Source organism: uncultured Shewanella sp. (assembly GCF_947495455.1).
Taxonomy (GTDB): Bacteria; Pseudomonadota; Gammaproteobacteria; order Enterobacterales; family Shewanellaceae; genus Shewanella.
This window is the reverse complement of the sequence record NZ_CANLZC010000067.1, coordinates 18915-32072: the sequence shown is the minus strand read 5'-3', so window position 1 is coordinate 32072 and position 13158 is coordinate 18915. Positions and strand designations below refer to the sequence as shown.

Here is a 13158-nt window from a genome sequence, read left to right as displayed (position 1 = left end):
AAGCAGTATTGCAAGAGGCAGTAGGAAATGCCGATTAAGGATATTGGTTTTTCAAAGGATGGACAATGGCATAGGGACGTTAAACAAGGAGGTGTGTTGCTAAGCTTGAGTGTGAAAAGCAGTATTGTCACTTTCTATGGTAAATGCCCATTAATGAAGGTTCAATTGCCAAAGGATGGGCAATGACATAGGGACATGACGAGCAAGCTACGCCAGAAATTGAATTTAAACATAATATTGCTGACAGGGATGGTTAAGGATCTCAAAACCTTAATTTGGGTATTGGGTAATGAGTGCTATTTTATTTTTTTCTTAATTGATGCTGAGTGCCGATATTTAGGTTAAGCTAAATTATAGTTACATTATATTTACATAATAGGTTGTAGTCCTTAAGTCTTGTAAGCTATTTCGCACAAATAGAAATAAATATTCTTCATAATATTCAATATATCGTGTCTTATTTTTGATATTTTATATTATTAACAATAGTTTATTTTTTTATGCTTTTTTTTTCTATAAGAAACATTTGTTATTATAGTGTTTTGCTTGTGTTTATTTTGTTTTTTTGGATTACACTTTAGAAGGTACAGGGAGGTCAATTGAGTGGTATTTAGTTCAGGACGCTAGCTATTACACTTTGTGGCTTATGGATGAGGCTTTCTGGATGAAGGCTAATAGCAAAGGGATGGTTGCAAAAATGGACGAAAGTTGTTGCCTGAAAGGCAAGTTACAAGGACAGTATGTAAAAATTTTCATGGATGACAGCGGAATAGCTTAAGGAATAAGCCAATCTCTAGCCTTAGGTTAGGATTAGGATACGGTTAATGTGTGTGATCAAGGATGAGGCTTTAAGGATTAAGCCGTTTATCTCATAAAGGAAAAGTGCCATTTCTGCAAAGGATTATTGCAGGTTGCTTTGGATGGCAATATTAGAAGGATTATGGCCAATCGCATCCTCAAGGATGATTCTGGACACGCTGAAGGATTAAGCAAGCCAAGCAAAGGATAAGTGCGGTGTCAAGGATGGTGTACCTAATAGGTACAAGGATGACATGGATGCACATGGATGAAGCATGGAGCATATTGATCCCACGGATGGTGCAGGGAGCATGAAAATAGCGGGATAGCTTAATCAATAAATAGAAAGGCACGACTTATGTCGTGCCTTTTCTTTTATAAAATTGATTTTTAAAATGAAAATGGATTGTTGGACATTGCCCTATTTGTCCTTTTGCACCTTTAGGGCTTTGGAACAGCTGCTTCTTGCCATTTAATTTCACTGGCAGTACACACATAGTGTTAGCGATTGGGGCAACGATCTATCTGTCCTTTAGGGCTTTGAAACAGCTGCTTCTTGCCATTTAATTTCACTGGCAGTACACACATAGTGTTAGCGATTAGGGCAGCGACCTATTTGTCCTTTTGCATCAGGTGCTTGTTGCCATTCAGGCTCTGGAAAAACAGGCCATTCTATTTTTTGGACTCTTGTGCCTAACATCAAAATGTGTCCTTGATGTTTATCAATGCCATTGGTGCTGAATTCAAATAAATATTTTGCTTTCCAAGTAAAACCAGTATTTCCGCCTAGACTTGGACGAGCAGAGTCTTGTGCAATGGCTAAAAGTTGAACATGTTGCTTTTGGCATTCTTTGTTAACGTAAATACGACTCACTTCTGCCATTTGTCTCAGTTGCCAGAAGAAAACAATAATAACGACGATGACAAGAATAATGAAAATATCAATCATGATTTGGTTGCCTTGAATAATCCACCTATGGCTTGGGTAAGTTGAGGACTTCGCTCAGGGCTACGAAGTTGGGCAAGTAGCAGTGGTCTTAACACAGGTATTGCAACTAATTCAATGAATAATTGATTAAAAAAAGCTTGTTCATTTTTGGCTAACGCGTCTAAATAAAGTGTTTGTAACTGTGTATCTTGGAGTGTTGTCCAATTCCTGGCTGCGATGGTAATAAGCAATTCAGGTGTTAATTGATTTTGTCGATCCCAATGCATTATGGCTTCTTTAGCCAAATTAGGATAGGAAGCAAGCGCTCTCAATCGATAAAGATTATGATCTGTTTGCTCATTTATAATTTGGTTTAATAACAAATGCGCTAAAGAAGCGTCAATGCTTAAGTGTTCCAAACATTGACAGATTGCGATTTGAACTTCAATGGGGGACTGAGATAATCCATTTTTAATGAGCTCGAGATGGGGATTGTCATTCATTCTGACACAAACATCTGCTATGCCTTGTAAACCTACTTTTTCCCATTGATTACCTTTATGCTTGTTTGCTAAATAGTCATAGGCAGTTTGGTATTGCTGCGAAGGAGCTTGGTTTAGTTTTTTTCTCACTAGCGCATTGAACATGGCCAGTTTTTCTGGACTGGGTTTAAAGCTAAAGGGGTGATTAGCCAATTTGTCTTGCTGTGCTTGGGTCAGTTTTTGTGTGGGAGCGTTGCCCAGCGCTTCAATGATCATTTTTATAAATTGTGTGCGGGGCGCTGGAGAGAGTAGGCCTTGCTCATCCAGAGGGAGCTTTAAAAACCAAATGAAATGATCTTGTGTTTCATCCCAGAAAACTAAAGCAAATTGAGCGTGTCCCAGTAAAGGGCTGGGGTAAGGAATTGTTAATGCTTCAATTTGCTCAAATGTATCAGTATCGATATGCTGCACTCGACGGCCCATTTCATACACTTGAAATTGGCTGCCACCTAATGAAAGAAATTGGCTAAGTGTTGTTATTTTATCCATGTTACTGCCACATTATAAGAAATTGAGTAGGTATTATAGGGATAAGTCACATTATACCCAAGTGAAATGAGCATCTTCATTTCATTTGGGCATTGATGGTATGATCTTATTTGAAAAAATTGAGCCTATTACATTTAAGAAGTCAGATATGTTGCATACCCTTGTTCAAAAAAAGTTAATTCATATTGAAAGGTTATTGTTTGTAAAAAAGCGTTTACCTGTCGAAGCGCCTTCTGCTGAAGCTATGTTGAGTCAAGTTCCATTTGCCATCGATTCAATGACTTTTGAACAGTGGCTTCAATTTGTCTTTTTACCGCAAATGCGAGTGCTGATCGAGAAAAACTTACCTTTACCCAATAAAATGGGATTAGCGCCAATGGCTGAGCAAGTTTGGGGAATGGACGCTAACCTTAATGAGTTAGTGGAAGAGTTTCAGTATTTTGATGCTTTGTTTTTGAGCTCTCAAGCCGATCCTGATGGCAATGGTGATACATCACCAGTGGAGCAGGGCCTTGTTTCTGATGAACATGGTGATACATCACCAGTGGAGCAGGGCCTTGTTTCTGATGAGCATGGTGATACACCATCAGTGGAGCAGGGCCTTGTTTCTGATGAACATGGTAATACATCATCAGTGGCTCACAGCTCTGTTTCTGATGGAAGTGGCGATACACTATCAGTGGAGCACTGTTCTGTTTCTGATGATGAAGTGCCGCCAAAGTTGGTTATTTTATATGAAGATGATGATATTGTTGCCATTCATAAACCCGCTGGGCTATTAGTTCATCGAACGTATTTGGCAAGGAAGGAACGCTTTTTTGCTATGCAGTTATTAAGAGATCAAGTGGGTTGTCATGTATATCCTGTGCATCGTTTAGATAGGCCTACATCGGGGATCTTATTGTTTGCAAAAAGCAGTGAAATGGCACGGCAATTATGTGAACAATTTGAGTGCCACAGTATTGAAAAACACTATTTAGCTGTAGTAAGAGGGAATATGAATGAGGCGGCTAGACTCGATTATCCTTTAAAGAAAGAACTGGATGCCCTTGGCGATAAAAATGTGAATGCAAGTAAATTGGCGCAGGATGCGGTGACAGATTATCAGCCTTTACTCAATGCTGAGATCCCTTATGCTTCGGGTCGTTATTCGACGAGTCGATATGCCTTGGTTTACCTTAAGCCTTTAACAGGCCGTAAGCATCAATTGAGGCGTCATATGGCTCATTTACGTCACCCCATTATCGGTGATACCACTCACGGAGACGGTAAGCAAAATAAATTTTTTAGAGAGCACTTTAATGTTAATCGTCTTTGGTTGATTGCGAAAAAATTATGTTTTGATCACCCAAGGACGGGAGAGCGAATGGTGCTTGAAACGGAGTTAGATCCAGAATGGTTGCCTTTATTTCATGGACTAGGCTGGACTGAAGAGATATTAAGTCAAGATGAAGGCTGCTTAATATAAGTGGATCTTCTTGAGTAAGCTTATATTATTCCTGCTCGTTAATTTCGCTTTTTGGCGCGGTAAAAATAAGGGGGGAGCGGTTGCGATTCGGGAGTGTTTTCTGTTAAAAAGTATTTTATTCGTCTGATTTGAGCGGCTTTTTGTTTTTGTTTTCTGTGCTTATATCGATAAACATGTCGCATAATAGACCTCTGCGATGACATCATCAATACGTTACCAGTGGATCTTTTATTGCGGTAACCTATTAATACGTTATGTGGGATATGAAAACCAATGATCATTCATCACTCATAGGATTAAGTATACATGAAAAAGATTAATTTAGTTTATGGAACGGTATACGGCAGCGCCCAGTATGTTGCTGAAACGATTAAAATAGCGTTACTTGATGCAGGAAATGAAGTTGGACTGCATCAAGCTGACGATTTAGAAGGATTTATTCCGCCTCAAAATGAGATCTTGTTGATTGTATGTGCAACAACAGGTCAAGGTGATGTTCCAGACGATATTTATCCTTGGTTTTCTGAATTGAAAAATGCGGCTCCCTATTTACCGAATTTGGAATATAGCGTGATTGCATTGGGAGATTCCAGTTATGAAACTTTCTGTGGTGCGGGCTTACAATTTGATGCACTGTTGAGTGAACTGGGTGCGAAACGCTTAGGTGAAGTATTAAAAATTGATGCTGGAGAAACGATGGAGCCTGAGGTGGAAGCGTTAAAGTGGATTGAGTCCTGGCAGTCGCTTTTATAATTTGTACTGGCTCAGACGTGATCTTTGTCAACTTGAGGTCTTTTTTTGTTATTTTGCTCTCAAACACCATTAAATTTAACTTATTTAGTCGTATTCCTGTTTTAAGATCCTGTTGAGCTAAGGTAGACTGGCGTCTTTCAAATGATAAGATCACCCGCAATGCCTCGTTGAATGGCTTGTGATAGTGATGAGAACTCAATACCGTAGTAGCGAAGGGGAGTTATGGAACGTAAGATATTGATCACCGATTGTGATGATGCTCAAGGCATATTAGCAGGAGTAACAGGGGTGTGCTATCAGCACAAACTCAATATTGTTAAGAATAGCGAGTTTGTTGATAACCAACAAGGGCGGTTTTTTATGCGTACTGCGTTGGAAGGTGTTTTCGATACTGAAACCTTATTAGCCGATCTTAATAAGGTGTTACCCAAGAATCATCACACTAAATTAGTCGATACAGGCATAAAGCGTGTCGTTATTATGGTAACGAAAGAAGCACATTGCCTAGGTGATTTGCTCATGAAAGCTTACTACGGTGGTTTAAATGTAGAAATTGCCGCGATTGTAGGGAATTATGATACGTTAAAACCCTTGGCAGAAAAATTCGATATTCCTTTTCATTATGTGAGTCATGAAGGAATAAGTCGGACTGAGCATGAGCAAGCGATGATGGAGGTAATTAACCAGTATGAGCCCGATTATGTCGTACTGGCTAAATTTATGCGGATATTAACGCCAGATTTTGTTGAACAATACACGAATAGAATCATTAATATTCATCATTCTTTTTTGCCTGCGTTTATTGGCGCATCACCCTATAAACAAGCATGGGAGCGAGGCGTTAAGATTATTGGCGCGACCGCTCATTTTGTGAATAATTGCTTAGATGAAGGTCCCATTATTAAGCAAGATGTGATCCATGTTGATCACAGTTATAGCGCTGAAGAAATGGCGCGGTGTGGTCGTGATGTTGAGAAAAGTGTATTGAGCAAGGCGTTGCAATTAGTGCTTAATGAAGAAGTTGTTGTTTATGGAAATAAAACGGTTGTATTTTAAGTAATAAGTTGATGCACAACAAAAAGGGAAAGGGGGATATTTCCCTTTTTGTTTATCGATGTTTATTTAGATTGGTATTATTCTGCTGTTAACATTCTAACTAATGATGATTTCACCTCTGCTTTTTGCTCATCACTGAGTTTTCCGCCTTCAATTGTCTGTAATAAAAAGAAATCTTCAGCTCTTTCACCTATAGTGCTAATTTTTGCTGCACGGACATTAATTTTACAACGATAAAGCACGTCGCCCAGCTTTGCTAACAGCCCTGGGCAGTCCAGTGTGATAAGCTCCATCATGCTGGTGTCATTTCTGGGGCTTGGTGGAAAGCTAACTTGAGTGGCAACTTTAAAATGCTTCATTTTTCTTGGCAATTTTCTAAATTTAGGTAATTTAGGCGATTGATTATTCAAGGCTTTAATGAGTGCTTTTTTAATTGACTGTATGCGAGGAAGGTGAGTAATAGGGCTGCCGTCCTGTTCAATGACCACGAAAGTGTCGACAACAAATTTATCTTTAGTGATCAAAATCGTTGCATCATTGACGCAGACGTTTTTGTTATCCAGTATTGCCATAATAGAGACAAATAATTTTGCTTTGTCACTGCTGTAAATAAATAACTCGGTTCCGCCTCGAGTCGAATGCTTTGATAGCATGACTAAGGGCTCATCTTTTTTGTGTTTAAGTATGGCTTCGGCGTGCCAGCTGAGTTGGTTGGGTTGGTGTTTAATAAAGTAGTCAGCTGTAAAACGTTGCCAGAGCTTATCAATCGCCTCTTCTTGAAACCCTTTTCGTAATAACTCTTTTTTCACTTTAGCTTGATGCTCACGGACTCGAGCGCGAATATCAACAGGTTTCTCTTTTCCTCTTGCCAGTACACGTTGGGTTAAAAAATACAGATCTCTGAGCAACGCGCCTTTCCAATTGTTCCAAAGTTTATCATTGGTTGCACACATGTCAGCCACAGTTAAACAATAGAGATAGCTTAAATGTGTGGCTGTGCGGACTTTATCTGCAAAAACAGCAATGACGTCTGGATCGGATATATCCCGTCGTTGCGCTGTGATAGACATAAGAAGATGATTTTCCACTAACCAACTGACCATACGACCATCGTGGCTGTTCATACCGTGTAATTGACAAAAATCCATGGCATCTTGACTGCCTAATTGGCTGTGATCGCCACCTCGTCCTTTAGCAATATCATGAAAAATAGCTGCCAAAACAAGTAACCCTTTTTTGGGTAATTGATTAATAATGACGGAACCTAGGGGGAATTCCATTTTTTGATCAGCTTGTGAAAAACGTTCAATATTCAACAAGAGTCTATGGGTGTGTTCATCAACGGTATAGGCATGAAATAAATCAAATTGCATTTGGCCTTCAATTTTTCTCCAAGCAGGCAAATAAGCGGACATGATGCCATGCTTATGCATTAACGATAGGGCCGAAATGCCTTGTGGATGCCGTAAAATTTCCATGAACACTTTTCGGCATTCTGGAATGGCCATCAATGGCGTAGTAAGGGCGTCTCTTGCTTGCCTTAAACTGCGCAGCGTTGGGGCAAAAATCCCTTTAATGTTGATGTCTTGAGCCACATGCAAGAAAAGAGTCATCATTTTTTCAGGCTGATTGAAACCTTGAGTCGATAAGCTTTCGATAAGCTTTCCACGACGTTGAAAATCCTCATTAATGGGTGTCACTTTTAATATGTTGGTATGGGAAAGTGTGGCTTGTTTAAACAGTTGCAATAACATCTGATTAAGCTCTAATACTCGTCTAATTGTTTGATAATATTGTTTCATCATCAATTCAACGGCTAATTGAGTGCCATCGACATAGCCCATTAACTCAGCAACTCTAGGTTGAAGGTCAAATAGCAGACGATTTTCATCGCGACCAGCGATGAGATGTAAGGCAAATCTGAGTTGCCACAAAAAACCCTGACATTGTAATAATTCTTCTAATTCAATGGGTTCAAGGAAATTATAGGAGACGAGTTCTTCGAGCTTAGCGGCATTAAAATAGCGCATAGCGACCCAAGTAATGGTTTGAATGTCTCTTAAACCACCGGGGCAAGATTTAATGTTAGGTTCTAAATCAAAGGCATTGGCTTTTGCGTGTCGAAGGGCTTGTTCTTCACGTTTGGCAAGATAAAATTTGCTGCTTGGCCAAAAATCGTCGCTTCGTATACGGGTGTAGAGCTCAGCAAATAGCGCTTGTGGGCCACATAGCAGTCTGGCTTCTAATAGGTTGGTGGCGATGGTGACATCATTTTTACCTTGTTCAAGTGTTTCTGTGATCGTGCGGACACTGTGACCGATTTCCAGTCCTGCATCCCATAAAAACGTAATAAATTCCCCGACTTTTTGTTCGCCTTTTTCATTCAACTGATTATCGACTAGAAATAATAAATCAACGTCAGATTGAGGATGTAATTCACCGCGGCCATAGCCTCCAACCGCAATCAATGCGACTGGCAAGGTATCAAGTCCTATGGCTAGCCATTCACTTTTGAGGGTGTCATCCACCAGTTGGCATCTTTGTGTCACCAGTGCGTATACATCACTTTCATAACTGAATACGGATTTAGAGGTTTCATTTTGAGCGAGAAAAGCATTTTTTGCACAAAGCGCTGATTTCATGACACAAGATCTCGATACGGTGGCGGGAATAATATTCTCTATTATCTACCTTAATAGGTTGAATGTGAAGCGAAGGGAGGGTATGGCATTTAATGAAAAGGGTTAACTGAATGAGAAAGGCGTCATTTTGAGCGCCTCCCTTTTTGAAGGGAGGTGCTTAAGGGTTAATGATTAATGATTAATGATCCTTGGAAAGTCTTCTTCTTCGCGTAAGGTTAATACTTCAACACCTTTTTGAGTGATCAATAGGGTGTGTTCCCATTGGGCTGAATTTTTACCATCTGCTGTGGTGACAGTCCATTTATCTTCACTGTCGAGAACGCTAGCATGGCGGCCTGCGTTAATCATAGGTTCGATGGTAAAACACATTCCTGGACGTAAAACCGTTTTGTCATTATTTTTATAATGAACGATTTGTGGTTCTTCATGAAAGCCTTCGCCGATGCCATGACCACAATAATCTTTGACTATGGTGTATTTTTCTAAGCCTGTTTTACTGGCCTTGATAAATTTTTCAACATTGGTGCCTATCTCACCTAGCTTCATGCCTGGACGGACTTTTCGAATAGCGGCATATAAACTTTCTTGAGCAATACGACATAAACGTTTATCTTTTGGGCTGACATCCCCAATTAAGAACATTTTAGAAGTGTCACCATGAAAGCCATCGAGAATCACAGTGATATCAATGTTAATGATGTCACCCTCTTTTAGCGCAACATCACTGGGAATACCATGACAAATGACATCATTGATTGATGTGCATATGGACTTAGGGAAACCATGGTAATTTAAGGGTGCCGATATGGCGCCTTGCTCTTCGGTATATTTGGCGCAAATATCATTGAGTTCATTGGTTGTGACACCAGCTTTAACGAAAGGCGCAATCATTTCTAGTACTTGAGCGGCTAACTTTCCCGCAGCCCGCATTTTTTCTATTTGTTCACTCGTTTTAATCACAATACTCATGCCGATGTCTCTTTACCTTACTGTCTAAAATGAGCCCGCAAAATCCACGTTAAAATTTGTATTCAAGTTTAAATTATGGTATAAAGCGCGCCGTTATGTTTGACTCTGTGATGTCCTTTATTATAGGTCTGACAGAGCGAAGATGGCGGCCATTATACATGGCTATGTGTAAATACTAAATCACACACATATCGACACGTTCTCCGGGGTGCCTCTAAAGGGTCGGTGTGACGGGATATGTGGAGGTCTAACCCCTAAAGTTTTTAAGGTATAAAAAATGACTACAGTTTCAATGCGCGATATGCTTCAAGCCGGTGTTCACTTCGGTCACCAAACTCGTTACTGGAACCCAAAAATGAAGCCTTTCATTTTTGGTGCGCGTAACGGTGTTCATATCATTAACTTAGAGCACACAGTGCCTATGTTCAATGAAGCATTAGCGTTTATCAGTAACGTGGCTTCTAAAAAAGGTAAAGTGTTATTTGTCGGTACTAAACGTGCTGCAAGTGAAGCAATCAAAGAAGCGGCGATTTCTTGTGATCAGTTCTATGTTGATCACCGCTGGTTAGGTGGTATGTTGACTAACTGGAAAACAGTTCGTCAGTCTATCAAACGCCTAAAAGATCTAGAAAGCCAATCTGTTGATGGTACTTTCGACAAGCTAACTAAGAAAGAGGCGCTAATGCGTACTCGTGAATTAGATAAGCTAGAAAAATCACTAGGTGGTATTAAAAACATGTCTGGTCTACCAGATGTTATCTTCGTTATCGGTGCTGATCATGAGCATATTGCGATTAAAGAAGCTAACAACTTAGGTATTCCAGTGGTTGCTGTTGTTGATACTAACTCTTCTCCAGACGGCATTAACTACATCATTCCTGGTAATGATGATGCAATGCGCTCTATTCGTTTGTACACTGAAAGCGTGGCAGCAGCAGCGAAAGCTGGCCGTGGTCAAGACTTAGCGGTACAAGCTGAACAAGACGGTTTTGTAGAAGCTGAATAATAAGGTTGATGCGTTAAGCATAGCCCTTATTGACCAAGCAATTGGTTAGCAGGGGCCTTAGGCCCCTGTTTTATATCCAAGTTACTTGCAAACATGCACTTTCAAGTCTCTTGGGTATCTATCTATTGAATTTGACGAATTACCTATAGAGGATTTAACAATGGCAATTACTGCTGCCCAAGTTAAAGAGTTACGCGACCGTACTGGCGCAGGCATGATGGATTGTAAAAAAGCATTAACTGAAACCAATGGTGATATTGAGTTAGCCATTGATAATATGCGTAAAAGTGGTGCTGCCAAAGCGGCTAAAAAAGCGGGTAACATTGCTGCTGAAGGTACAATCCTTATTAAGCAAGGTGAAGGTTTCACCGCATTGTTAGAAGTGAACTGTCAAACTGATTTCGTTGCAAAAGATGCAAACTTCTTAGCCTTTGCTAACGAAGTATTGGATGTTGCTGCTGCCGCTAAAATTACCATTGCAGACTTGCAAGCACAGTTTGAAGAAACCCGTGTTGCATTAGTGGCTAAAATCGGTGAGAACATCAACGTTCGTCGTGTTGTTTATATCGATGGCACTAACGCTGCGACTTACCGTCATGGCGATCGTATCGGTGTTGTTGTGACCGGTGAAGCAGATGAAGAAACATTGAAGCATGTTGCTATGCACGTTGCTGCGTCTAAGCCTGAGTATGTTAATCCAGAAGATGTGCCAGCAGACGTTGTTGAAAAAGAAAAAGCACTGCAAATTGAAATCGCGATGAATGAAGGTAAGCCTGCTGAAATCGCTGAGAAAATGGTTACAGGTCGCATGAAGAAGTTTACCGGTGAAGTCTCACTTACTGGTCAAGCTTTCATCATGGAGCCAAAGAAAACCGTTGGCGCTATTCTAAAAGAGAAAGGTGCAACTGTTTCTAACTTCATTCGCTTAGAAGTGGGTGAAGGTATCGAGAAGAAAGAAGAAGATTTTGCTGCAGAAGTTGCAGCACAAATCGCTGCAACTCAGGCTTAATTTCCTCAGTTTGCAGTCCCCTTTAAAACCGCAGCAATCGCTGCGGTTTTGTTATAACTATCGCCATCATCAGGACAAAAAATATGAGTACCAACCCAAAACCTGCATTTCGACGTATTCTTCTAAAACTAAGTGGTGAAGCCCTCATGGGTGAAGAAGGCTTTGGTATCGATCCTAAGGTTTTAGATCGCATGGCTCAGGAAGTAAAAGAGCTGGTTGAACTTGGTATTCAAGTTGGAGTGGTTATCGGTGGGGGTAATTTATTCCGAGGTGAAGGCTTAGCCGAGGCGGGCATGAATCGTGTCGTAGGCGATCACATGGGAATGTTGGCGACGGTAATGAATGGCCTAGCCATGCGTGATGCGCTTCATCGTGCTTATGTCAATGCTCGCTTAATGTCCGCGATCCCGTTAAAAGGGGTGTGTGATGATTATAATTGGGCTGAAGCGATTAGCTTATTGAAATCAGGTCGAGTGGTTATTTTTGCTGCTGGAACGGGTAATCCATTTTGCACAACCGATTCTGCGGCTTGTCTGCGTGGCATTGAAATTGAAGCGGAAGTAGTAATAAAAGGCACTAAGGTTGATGGTGTTTATTCTGATGACCCAGTGAAAAATCCTGATGCGGTTAAGTATGATGTTATGGGGTATAATGAAGTACTCGATAAAGAATTGAAAGTCATGGATTTAGCGGCATTTACTTTAGCTAGAGATCATGACATGCCTCTACTCGTCTTTAACATGAATGAGCCAGGTTCACTTCGCCGTGTCATCATGGGCGAGTCATTGGGTACGCTGATTAAAGCAGTTTAATTGAGTTAAGTAACTTAAAAGGACAGACAACGTGATAAACGAAATCAAAAATGATGCTAAAACACGCATGGATAAGTGCGTAGAGGCGACGAAAACGCAAATGGCAAAGGTACGTACTGGCCGTGCGCACCCAAGTTTACTGGATACGATTAAAGTACCTTATTATGGTTCATTAACGCCGCTTAAGCAGGTGGCTAATATCTCTATCGATGACGCACGTACACTAGCGGTATCGGTTTTTGACAATACTATGATCGCGGCTGTTGAAAAAGCCATTATGACATCAGATTTAGGCCTAAACCCTATGTCTGCTGGTGCGATTATTCGCATTCCTTTACCTGCTTTGACTGAAGAGCGCCGTAAAGATTTGATTAAGGTGGTACGTGCAGAAGCAGAAAACGGCCGTGTTGCTGTGCGTAATGTGCGCCGCGATGCGAACTCTGATGTGAAAGCATTAGAGAAAGAAAAAGAGTGTACAGAGGATGATGTTCGCCGCTCTGAGGATGAAATCCAAAAATTCACCGATACGCACATTAAATTGATTGATGAAGTGCTCGCGGCGAAAGAAAAGGAATTAATGGAGTTTTAATACTCTTACCCAGTATCAGGGATTGTTGTTTTTTGTGTGAAAATCATCATCAAAGCTCAACAGCCTCTAGAGTTCAGACGCCGTGTGAGGTTATACT

The 13158-nt window shown here is 40.6% G+C and carries 12 protein-coding genes and 1 pseudogene; 9 read left to right on the top strand and 4 right to left on the bottom strand.

From position 1 onward, the window contains the following. Positions 1-27 precede the first annotated feature (27 nt). Positions 28-186, top strand: a complete 159-nt coding sequence (locus tag Q0791_RS16375) for a hypothetical protein (protein ID WP_299008633.1) — start codon at positions 28-30, stop codon at positions 184-186. 1204 nt (positions 187-1390) lie between these two features. On the opposite strand, the gene Q0791_RS16370 is transcribed toward Q0791_RS16375, so the two are convergent. Continuing rightward, positions 1391-1750, bottom strand: coding sequence for a DUF3301 domain-containing protein (locus Q0791_RS16370; protein ID WP_299008639.1), 360 nt, complete (start codon positions 1748-1750; stop codon positions 1391-1393). Then, a complete protein-coding gene (locus Q0791_RS16365) occupies positions 1744-2757 on the bottom strand; it encodes a DUF3549 family protein (protein ID WP_299008632.1) in 1014 nt (337 codons plus the stop codon). Before Q0791_RS16365 ends, Q0791_RS16370 begins: the two co-directional genes overlap by 7 nt. A 100-nt stretch (positions 2758-2857) precedes the next feature. Between Q0791_RS16365 and Q0791_RS16360 the strand changes: the two are divergent. The 4 genes and pseudogenes from Q0791_RS16360 to purU all read left to right on the top strand — a co-directional run. Next, positions 2858-3196, top strand: a pseudogene (locus Q0791_RS16360) (YqcC family protein); the annotation flags it as partial. A gap of 240 nt (positions 3197-3436) precedes the next feature. After that, positions 3437-4225: a tRNA pseudouridine(65) synthase TruC gene (truC, locus tag Q0791_RS16355; RefSeq protein WP_299008638.1), complete on the top strand. Its 789-nt coding sequence runs from the start codon at positions 3437-3439 to the stop codon at positions 4223-4225. 306 nt (positions 4226-4531) lie between these two features. After that, positions 4532-4978: a flavodoxin gene (locus Q0791_RS16350; protein WP_299008630.1), complete on the top strand. Its 447-nt coding sequence runs from the start codon at positions 4532-4534 to the stop codon at positions 4976-4978. Positions 4979-5200: 222 nt separating this feature from the next. Next, positions 5201-6034, top strand: coding sequence for a formyltetrahydrofolate deformylase (purU, locus tag Q0791_RS16345; RefSeq protein ID WP_299008628.1), 834 nt, complete (start codon positions 5201-5203; stop codon positions 6032-6034). Positions 6035-6111: 77 nt separating this feature from the next. Here the strand turns inward: purU and glnD are convergent, their stop codons facing one another. Together glnD and map are read right to left on the bottom strand one after the other, a co-directional pair. Then, the gene (gene glnD / locus Q0791_RS16340; RefSeq protein ID WP_299008626.1) at positions 6112-8676 is read right to left on the bottom strand and encodes a bifunctional uridylyltransferase/uridylyl-removing protein GlnD; all 2565 of its coding nucleotides are present in this window, start codon (positions 8674-8676) and stop codon (positions 6112-6114) included. A 171-nt stretch (positions 8677-8847) separates the two neighbouring features. After that, entirely contained in the window at positions 8848-9645 is a 798-nt protein-coding gene (map, locus tag Q0791_RS16335) for a type I methionyl aminopeptidase (RefSeq protein WP_299008624.1), read from the bottom strand. A 277-nt stretch (positions 9646-9922) separates the two neighbouring features. On the opposite strand from map, the gene rpsB reads away from it, so the two are divergent. The 4 genes from rpsB to frr all read left to right on the top strand — a co-directional run bounded on the left by rpsB (position 9923) and on the right by frr (position 13061). Then, complete coding sequence (gene rpsB / locus Q0791_RS16330) at positions 9923-10651, top strand: 30S ribosomal protein S2 (RefSeq protein ID WP_299008622.1); 729 nt, start codon at positions 9923-9925, stop codon at positions 10649-10651. Between the two features lie 160 nt (positions 10652-10811). Next, positions 10812-11660, top strand: coding sequence for a translation elongation factor Ts (gene tsf / locus Q0791_RS16325; RefSeq protein WP_299008619.1), 849 nt, complete (start codon positions 10812-10814; stop codon positions 11658-11660). An 83-nt stretch (positions 11661-11743) separates the two neighbouring features. Next, positions 11744-12472 carry a UMP kinase gene (gene pyrH / locus Q0791_RS16320; RefSeq protein WP_299008617.1) on the top strand — a complete coding sequence of 243 codons (729 nt, stop codon included), beginning with the start codon at positions 11744-11746 and terminating at the stop codon, positions 12470-12472. 31 nt (positions 12473-12503) lie between these two features. Then, positions 12504-13061: a ribosome recycling factor gene (gene frr, locus Q0791_RS16315; protein ID WP_299008615.1), complete on the top strand. Its 558-nt coding sequence runs from the start codon at positions 12504-12506 to the stop codon at positions 13059-13061. Positions 13062-13158: the final 97 nt, after the last annotated feature.